Source organism: Desulfovibrio litoralis DSM 11393 (genome assembly GCF_900143255.1).
GTDB lineage: Bacteria > Desulfobacterota > Desulfovibrionia > Desulfovibrionales > Desulfovibrionaceae > Frigididesulfovibrio_A > Frigididesulfovibrio_A litoralis.
Window position 1 is genome coordinate 20,318 of the sequence record NZ_FRDI01000018.1, and the last position, 7,331, is coordinate 27,648.

The following is a 7,331-nucleotide window of genomic DNA, read 5'->3' on the forward strand; positions in this document are numbered from 1 at the left end:
TGTTGATTTTATTTGTTATATTATATGCGATTCGACCATTGCGCCCAAAAGCGAACAAAAATGGCAGCAAAAGGCTGGTTTCGCCCATTGCTGCCATTACGATTATTGTTAAGATTTAAGACTGCTTTTTATACTATAAAAAGACAGTAAAAATATATTGTGATGTTTATACTCTTAAACTATAGCGAGTGCTTTTGCCTTCGCCGATTTTATTTATTTTTTTATTTTCAACCAAAACTTTTAACATATTATTAACAGCAGATTTTCTATAACCCAATTTTTTTTCAATATCTTCTCTAGCAAAAACCCCTCTTGAACTTGCATAATTTATAATTTCTCCCAAATTATCTGTATTATCAAAAGGTTCAAATTCAGGTTGCTCAGTGCTGTATATATTATTTGTATCTGCATCATGTATCAACCAATTTGGGTTAGCATCTGGGCAGGTATTAAGATTGTTTAAAGTAAGATTGTATGGCTTATTTTCCAATTGAGGATAAGCTTTACATTTTGTAAATTTCAACTGGATATTCAATCCACCATTATTTGCTGCGTTTTCATTCACCGCAGAAGTGTTAGTATTTTTGTCAAAATTATGTTTTTGAATTGTCACCACGTTCTGGCATTGAGCTTCTATATCACGTGAACCAGCAGCCTCATCATCTTTATTACTATGATGTACAAGTAAAACGGCACAACCATGTTCTTTCTCTATTTGTTTTACAAAACTAAAAACATCTTTCCAGGCTGAACCTCCTTTTTGCCTAAAGCCAGGGCAAAAACTAATCAAATTATCAAAAATAATTAATTTAGGCTCATGTTTTGATATACATTTCTTTACATGTAGTTGGGTTTCCTCCTTGCACAAATCTAAAATACAATTTAAATTTGTTTCCCTAAAAAGCTCAAACTTAAAATATTCTTCAAGATCAGCGCTCGAACATTTTAAAGCCTTGTTGGCTCGCTGAACAATTGAGGCAAACACATCTTGAGAATCTTCTGCTGCTAAGTATAATACTTTTGTCTTTTCTAGCCTTTTAAAACTTAGGAAATCTATTCCGCAGCTTCTTGCCATAGCAAGACTGACAGCTAAATAGCTTTTGCCAGAATTTTGATTAGCAACTATTAGGCCAAGTGAATTAGCTCCTGAAAAGCAATCAGTATACACCTCTTGCGATGGGTTTATTTCACGATGAAGAATTTCAGCAACACTAGGAGAGCTTGATGACATTGGCTCTGGCTTAGTTTCATGCAAACCAACTTTAAAGCAAAAGCGTTGATATTGTGCAGAGCTCAAACTTGATTCTACAATTTCACCAAGAACTCCAGATTCTCTGCCAAATAGGTTAACAGACTTTTCACCTAAAAATCTCTCGAACGGGTCTGCTAAGCTGCCAAAATCATCAGGTTTAGCAGCATAACCATCCCACACTAACGCATTATGATATATTTTAAATGAGTTTATATAGACCTTTGTACATTTTTTTTCATACTTATCTACATTTAAGTAGCTGTCTCTATTTATAGCAGGTATGTATATGACATTCATGCCCAATAAATTACTAAAGTCGACATTTTCTAAAAATTTCCCAGAAGCGTATGGAGCAACAGCAACAAAATCTTTTTTGGTATACCTGTTAGAATCACTGACCATATTGTTTAAATATTCTGCCAAGAGCAAGTCTTCGCATAAAAATACTATTTTTGGTCTATATTCCAACAAATTACGACCCAAAAGTGGCCACGTATAACCATTTTGTTGTGAACAGGTGTTAGGAACGCCTGGAGATAAAAAATATTCTACAGAACGTTCTGGTTGATAATTAAAAGCAACTGTGTTTTTTCTTTTAGTTATCATGGGCAACAAAATTGGCTTGTTATCAATGTTTTTATATTTAACATAACCACAATAGCCACGTTCTATTTCTGTGGTTCCATACGCAATTGATTGATCAATAAAACGAATTATACTCTTTGATAATAAGTTTTGCTCCCCTGCAGTGATGGAATCAGGCAGATTGAACAAGTGGTCATTTGTATGCCAAGAGTTCCAGTTTACTAAATCATAATTTAAACGCTCACAGCTTTTCTTATCAATATATTGGGGAGATAACCCCCAAAAATGTAGAAGACTATTAAGGCTATATTGTTCAACCAATTCATTAATAGCATTATCAATTGAATAGTTTTTTACTTTAGCATACAATTCAATGTAACTTTTATAGCCTAGTTGTTGGGGGTGACTGAAAAAAAAATTTTGTTCTATGTTCATATTACAATTTTTTGGAAACCATGGTAATTTTTCTGGGCCACGTTTGGTGCATTCAGACTCAACTAATGCCTTGAACATGTATTTTGCTTCAAGCATATCTGGATAATAGGGGAAAGATGTATGTCTTTTACCAAAGATCGCTACAAACTCTGATGTAAAATTGCTACTCATTTTAACCCTCCTGGCCATATGGAACAACTCGATGTTGTTCCATATATGCATGCAAATCTTCTAGTGAATAACGGACGGCTCTGCCTATTTTAGAATAAGTCAGCCCAGTAGAATGAAATCTATCCTTCTGCAGCTTTGAAAGGCTGAATCCGGTTATACTTGCGACTTGTTTTTCTGTTAGCCAGGTAGTTTTTGTTAAATTAACTGCACTATTATGATTAAAATTTATTTTTTTCATTTTGTACCTTTTTTCATAAGCTATATAGAAATATATATTTATGCCTCTCTTTAAAGAAACCTGCAGCGCAAACTTTCTTTAAAATTTATTTGTGATTAACGTTCATTGCCTACTACAATTAATAATTTACCTAATAAGACCCCTTTGGTTAAATCTTTAAGTTGCCAGTCACCTATTTATTTCTTTTGCTAACCACCTCCTATTGAACTGAGATTATGATATTGGTTTTCATGTAAGCTTTAATGTTTATTTATAACCTCCTAGCTAAATACAGCATTTACCTAAACTACACACATAATTAGTATACTAATGGACATCTCCTCGTTTTTAAAAATTCAGAGTCTCAGTAATACAAATAAAAATAAAAATTGGCACTGACGGTAAGATTTTTTCTTTACCGTCAGTGCCTAAACTGTTGTGTGATGCGGTTTTATCTGAATATAGAAACACATACAATCTTAGCTAAAATTAACTACGCAGATAATAAATATATGATTGTATCTGAAAATAACTATAAAAAAGAAACGCTCAAATAAAAAAATTGAAAAGTATTCATCTGTTTACAAAAATCATTTATATAACTTGAGCAGGATATATAAATTATATTAGCATGTTTAGTTACAGATAAATAAAACAGTCAAATATAAATTGCTAATAATAAACGGCGTTAGGATATTGCTGATATACAATCCAAATCTTACAAAAAACTTTCACAAAACTTTATGCATATTCTTACATTGTGTTTCATTTATTTTTACCCAAAAGGTTGGAAATAGGGTTGGAAATTTTTTTATAAGAAAAAAGCACTTACGCCTTTTATAGCATAAGTCTTTGAATTTTAATTGGTGTGCTCGCCGCGAATCGAACGCGGGGCCTACAGCTTAGGAGGCTGTGTTTTTATCGTTTTATCCTGCTTTATAGAATGTGATATATCTTTATTTTCCCTTTAAATACAATGGTTTTTCTTGTTTGACCTTTGTTCTGTTTTTATGTACTTTGACCTTCGGTGTTGGGAAGCGTGTTGGGAAGAAAAGAGCCTCAGGCCGAAAGCCTAGAAGCTGTATCTCATAGTCTAAGCCAAGGCAGGATAATATGAAACGAGAAAAAACCAAATATCCGGGTGTATATTTTCGACTTCAGAAAAAAATTGGGTCTGAAGTTTTGGAGAGATCCTATTACATCATGTATCGCATCGGCGGGCGAGGTTCTAAATTAATAGAAGAGCCAGTAGGAAAAGAAAGCGAAGATATGACTCCCGCACGAGCTAATTTTATTAGAAGCGATCGAATGAGGGGCAAAGAACTTTCTAATGTGGAACAACGTAAAGCACAAGAAGAAGCGATACTTGCGGAATCTTCTCGTCCTATTATCAGTCGCCTTTGGACTTTATATAATGAGGATAAACCAGACAGAAAGGTAAAGAAAACAGATACCTATTTTTATCAAAAACACTTAGAAAAATATTTTGGAGATAAAGAGCCTTCAGAAATAGTAACTCTAGATATTGACAGAATGCGACTACGCCTTTTGAAAACACTTAGTCCTCAAACTGTAAAACATATACTTTCTTTATTGCGTCGTTTGATTCGCTTTGGAGTTATAAAAGGGTTATGTAATCAGCCAGAACCGTCTCGTCAGCATTTTACTTTTCCCATTGTGGATAATCAAAAAACAGAAACATTGACACAACAGCAGTTTGAATCTTTTATGACAGCCTTGAACGAAGAAGAAGATCAAAATCTGGCCGCTTTTATGCGTTTGGCTTTGGTTACTGGTATGCGAAAGGGGGCTCTTATGGCTCTACAGTGGACGGATATTGATTTTGAACAGGGTTTTATTACGTTACGTGGGACAGTCGCAAAAAATGGAAAAACAGAACGGATTCCTATTTCTGAGCCTACCCGTATAATCTTAGAGAACATAGATGTACGCAATAGTTTATTTGTTTTCCCTGGAAAAAACGGCGGACAGCGAAAAGACTTTAAGCGTGTAGCCAAAAGAATAAAAGAAAAAGCTGGTTTACCAAAAGATTTTCGTCCATTGCATGGACTACGGCATACCTATGCTTCATGGTTAGCGTCTTCTGGTAAGGTTGACCTGTATACCTTACAGAAACTGTTGACGCATTCATCACCGCAAATGACCCAACGTTATGCTCATCTAGCTGATGAAGCCTTACAAAGAGCAGCGACTGTTGCAGGAGAGCTATTTAGCGAAAAACAGAAGCGTAAGCCAATATAAAAATTAAAAATTAAAAAGATTGAGCAAAATTATACGTTTTGCCACTTGCATTTTTTATCGAGTATTTTTTTAACTAAGACGTGTTGTAATCATAGATGTTTGAGTCTAAAATACAAAACAAAATAGACTTTTGTGTTGTTTGGTATTATATTTTTTTTAAATTATAAAAGTGAGGTAAAAATTATGTCAAATTTAACAAGAGAAGAGCGTTTTGAAATTATTGAAAAGTCAATGGCAGCTTCCAAAGCTGGTAATGATGATGAAGCTATGCGTATTGCTAAGCAATTACCGATAGCACCTTGGTTAGCGAAAGCAGGCAAAGAGGTCTGGGGTAAAGATTTTCTATTAGAGAATGGTTATAATTTATCAGAAGCGGAGGCTGAATATGGCAAAGACTGGCTTAGCCAATAAAATATTTATCAACTTAGAGTTTAACTTTGAAACATATCAATTAAAAGAAACTTCTAAAGAAGCTCAAAAACATAATGAAGGTCTACAAGATACTTTCAGTTTATTAAAAGAAGTAAAGGCAGCTAAAGAGATATATCTTGCCCTTGGTGTTGAGCAGTTGCTTTTAAATCAGGAACTCGCACGTTATGCCAATTCTCCAGAGGAAGCCAACAGTATCAAAAAAGCCATAGAACAGCTTCAAGATGCGAGAAAATCTCTTACAGTGGTTAATGACTCACAAGCATATCAAAAAGCCACAGAAACATACCCAAGCAAAAATAAAGAAGCTGGATTGCCAATAGACTCATTTCGTGCATTTCTTAAAAGCCATAGCACTCGCTTAACTAACCGTATGGCAAGCCCTTTATCCGTTACAGAGAAAAATATCCTACGCCAAAGAAAAGAAAATTTAGCCATGATCAAAGAAGTTTACATTGAAATGCAACGTGAAGCCTTGGGACTGCCAAAAGCACCTGAAAAAAGTAGGGGCTTGAGCTTGTAATAACGGTAATGTTTTACCTCCCTAGCCCTTGTTTTTTCTCAACAACCGTTTTTATACGTTCTTTCTTTTGAAAATCAGAGCTTATTTTATTGCCATCTAAGATAATGTTTTTGCCAAACTTAGCGGTTGCCAAGGCTTCCGCTACTTGTTTGGCTTTTTTATTATCCAAGTTAAACAAAATTGTTAAACAGTTTGCATCACTAAATCCCATGAGGTCGTGTTGCAGAGTGAAGACGATTTAGACCAACTTATAGCGTTTATTATTACAGCATAACATACCGTAATAATAGATTTACTTATGAACGCTTGCTAAAAATTACATTTAATATATTAATTATCTATAGTCATCTTTAATCATAATATTATTATGCAATTAACTTTCTTTGTTTCGCCATAATTGATACAGGGGTATTTTATGCAAAAAGCATTTTCTTTTTCTGGTTTGGGTTTATTTTCTCGTATTTTGGTATTTCTGTTCATAATTTCTTTTACTGTTCCCTTGCCTTTAGCAGGTAATGCGAATGACAAAAAAGCGGAGCAAGAAGCAAACATAGCCCGTGTTCTGGCACGTTTAAACAGCCCAGAGCGTCAAGCCGCTATCGCTAAGATAAAGGAAAAGGATGCGGAACAGAGAAAATAAAAGACGCTAGCCTCATTCAAAACGCTTCACAAAGCGATAATGAAAAAGCTTCTGTCGCTTCAAAAGGCGAAAAAACCAAAACATTAGTAGCTTCTGATAACGCAGTAACGCCTTCTGATAGTCCTAAAAAAGTGAGTGCAGTGTTATTTAACGCCGCCACTAATGCTATGGGCTTGCCGGGTTTAGATGCGCGTAATGACGCTTATGACCCCAACGCCGATCAGGGTTTAGGTTTTCACGCCGACGGTACAGTTAGAAAGGCTGGCGGTGAAAACTCTTATGATTATAGCGGAAAACGTGCGGCGGCCTACATGAATAATGGTGTTAATACTGGTAGTTATAACGGAGTTGGCACAAACCTTGAGCTTGATCCAATCGCCAAATTTAACAATCATTATTTTAATTCCGCTAAAGGTGGACGCAGTCTAAACGCCCAAAATGGCGGGACAGCCAGAGAACTTGACCCCGCTCAAGTCATGATTGACCGTAGTTTAAATTATGGTGTCGGCATGGTCAATAGTGCGGCTGAGGGCGTATTTTTAGGGGTTATGGAAGGCCCTTATGGCGGAGCCAAGGCACGTTTTAATTTTATGGCAGATTGGGACGGTAAAATTAATGGCGAGGGCGATTTGTTGCTTCCTTGGTATGACAGCAAACATACCACGGTTTATAGCCAACTAGGCACTCGCAGTATGAACGCCGAAGACAGCAAAGACCGTTGGATAGGTAACTTTGGCGTAGGTCAGCGTTGGTATCCCTTGGCACAAAAAGAGGGTATTGGCGAAGATGCGGGCAATTTGATGTTAGGTTATAATAC

The 7,331-nt window shown here is 35.6% G+C and carries 8 protein-coding genes; 5 read left to right on the forward strand and 3 right to left on the reverse strand.

Features of this window, described 5'->3' with window-relative positions; translation table 11 throughout:
- Positions 1 to 166: 166 nt before the first annotated feature.
- On the reverse strand, positions 167 to 2,443 hold the full coding sequence (locus tag BT999_RS11910; protein ID WP_072698010.1) for an AAA family ATPase: 2,277 nt from the start codon (positions 2,441 to 2,443) through the stop codon (positions 167 to 169).
- A gap of 1 nt (position 2,444) precedes the next feature.
- Complete coding sequence (locus BT999_RS12790) at positions 2,445 to 2,681, reverse strand: helix-turn-helix domain-containing protein (RefSeq protein ID WP_072698011.1); 237 nt, start codon at positions 2,679 to 2,681, stop codon at positions 2,445 to 2,447.
- A gap of 1,092 nt (positions 2,682 to 3,773) precedes the next feature.
- Here BT999_RS12790 and BT999_RS11920 point away from each other — a divergent pair.
- The 3 genes from BT999_RS11920 (at position 3,774) to BT999_RS11930 (ending at position 5,874) form a co-directional block, all read left to right on the forward strand.
- A complete protein-coding gene (locus BT999_RS11920; RefSeq protein ID WP_072698012.1) occupies positions 3,774 to 4,922 on the forward strand; it encodes a tyrosine-type recombinase/integrase in 1,149 nt (382 codons plus the stop codon).
- A gap of 183 nt (positions 4,923 to 5,105) precedes the next feature.
- Positions 5,106 to 5,333, forward strand: coding sequence for a hypothetical protein (locus BT999_RS11925; RefSeq protein ID WP_072698013.1), 228 nt, complete (start codon positions 5,106 to 5,108; stop codon positions 5,331 to 5,333).
- Positions 5,308 to 5,874: a hypothetical protein gene (locus BT999_RS11930; protein ID WP_072698014.1), complete on the forward strand. Its 567-nt coding sequence runs from the start codon at positions 5,308 to 5,310 to the stop codon at positions 5,872 to 5,874. Before BT999_RS11925 ends, BT999_RS11930 begins: the two co-directional genes overlap by 26 nt.
- Before the next feature lie 13 nt (positions 5,875 to 5,887).
- On the opposite strand, the gene BT999_RS11935 is transcribed toward BT999_RS11930, so the two are convergent.
- Entirely contained in the window at positions 5,888 to 6,085 is a 198-nt protein-coding gene (locus tag BT999_RS11935; protein ID WP_072698015.1) for a hypothetical protein, read from the reverse strand.
- A gap of 204 nt (positions 6,086 to 6,289) precedes the next feature.
- Here BT999_RS11935 and BT999_RS11940 point away from each other — a divergent pair, with 204 nt between their 5' ends.
- Together BT999_RS11940 and BT999_RS11945 are read left to right on the forward strand one after the other, a co-directional pair.
- Positions 6,290 to 6,514 carry a hypothetical protein gene (locus BT999_RS11940; protein WP_072698016.1) on the forward strand — a complete coding sequence of 75 codons (225 nt, stop codon included), beginning with the start codon at positions 6,290 to 6,292 and terminating at the stop codon, positions 6,512 to 6,514.
- Between the two features lie 140 nt (positions 6,515 to 6,654).
- Positions 6,655 to 7,331, forward strand: a 677-nt coding sequence (locus tag BT999_RS11945; protein WP_178139356.1) for an inverse autotransporter beta domain-containing protein, incomplete at its 3' end; no start/stop codon positions are given.

Excerpts from the sequence above, each read along its gene's own strand:
- BT999_RS11910 (WP_072698010.1), bottom strand. The coding sequence starts at position 2,443 with ATGAGTAGCAATTTTACATCAGAGTTTGTAGCGATCTTTGGTAAAAGA.
- BT999_RS12790 (WP_072698011.1), bottom strand. The coding sequence starts at position 2,681 with ATGAAAAAAATAAATTTTAATCATAATAGTGCAGTTAATTTAACAAAA.
- BT999_RS11920 (WP_072698012.1), top strand. The coding sequence starts at position 3,774 with ATGAAACGAGAAAAAACCAAATATCCGGGTGTATATTTTCGACTTCAG.
- BT999_RS11925 (WP_072698013.1), top strand. The coding sequence starts at position 5,106 with ATGTCAAATTTAACAAGAGAAGAGCGTTTTGAAATTATTGAAAAGTCA.
- BT999_RS11930 (WP_072698014.1), top strand. The coding sequence starts at position 5,308 with ATGGCAAAGACTGGCTTAGCCAATAAAATATTTATCAACTTAGAGTTT.
- BT999_RS11935 (WP_072698015.1), bottom strand. The coding sequence starts at position 6,085 with ATGGGATTTAGTGATGCAAACTGTTTAACAATTTTGTTTAACTTGGAT.
- BT999_RS11940 (WP_072698016.1), top strand. The coding sequence starts at position 6,290 with ATGCAAAAAGCATTTTCTTTTTCTGGTTTGGGTTTATTTTCTCGTATT.